Source organism: Massilia sp. DWR3-1-1, assembly GCF_049898325.1.
Classification (GTDB): Bacteria; Pseudomonadota; Gammaproteobacteria; order Burkholderiales; family Burkholderiaceae_D; genus JAFCUW01.
In genome coordinates this window covers 1-874 of the sequence record NZ_JAFCXL010000076.1, presented here as the reverse complement: position 1 = coordinate 874, position 874 = coordinate 1, and the positions used below count along the sequence as shown (strand labels likewise).

At 62.0% G+C, this 874-nt stretch carries 1 pseudogene; it reads right to left on the bottom strand.

Going from position 1 to position 874, the window contains the following annotated elements:
- A pseudogene (locus tag ACP7EY_RS23980) lies at positions 1-856 on the bottom strand (IS3 family transposase); the annotation flags it as partial.
- Positions 857-874 lie beyond the last annotated feature (18 nt).

Genomic DNA, 874 nt, shown 5'->3' with positions numbered 1-874 from the left:
AGCCCCGGCGCGGGGCGCTTGTTGCGCACGGCCTTCCATAACGCCGTCGCCGTCAGCGTTTGCGTCATGCGCTCGTCCATCGCGTAGCCCACCAGCTCACAGGTGAAGACGTCCTTGATACCGGCCAGGTAAAGCCAGCCTTCGCCGGTGGCGATATAGGTGATGTCAGTGACCCAGGCTTCGTTCGGGCGGGGCGGCGCGAAGGTTTGGTTCAGCAGATTCTCTGCCACCGGCAGGTCATGGTTCGAGTTCGTCGTCGCCTTGAATTTGCGCTTCTGCTTACAGCGCAAGGCAAGCTCGCGGCGTAGACGGATGATGCGGTCCCGGCCAGCGGCAAAGCCCTGCGCCGCCAATTCGGGTTGCATGCGCAGCGGGCCATACGTCTGCCGGCTCTGCTCGTGCACAGCCTTGATAGCGACCTTCAGGCGCGTGTCGTCCTGCGCGCGTTGCGACGGCTTGCCGTCCGCCCACGCATAGAAGCCGCTACGCGAAACGCCAAAGACGCGGCATAGGACGCTGACGGGATATTCGAGTCGCAATGTCTTCATGACCGCGTACTTGGCAGCGACTCCCGCGCAAAGTACGCCGCCGCCTTTTTTACGATATCGCGCTCCATGCGGGTCTCTGCGAGCTCTTTGCGCAGCTTGGTGACCTCGGCTTCAAGCTCCGGAACGGAGCGGCTACCAGGGGCCACTTTCGGCGATGTACCGTGCCTTGCAGCCATTACCCAGTTGGCCAACGTCCCTTTCGGAATCGTCAGGCGCACTGCGGCATCCTCCAGCGTCAGGCCCTGCGTCAAGACCAGCTTTACCGCTTCTTCGCGAAGCTCCGGCGTGTATGTTTTTGAGCGTGTCATAAGTTCTCCAGTTGGTGA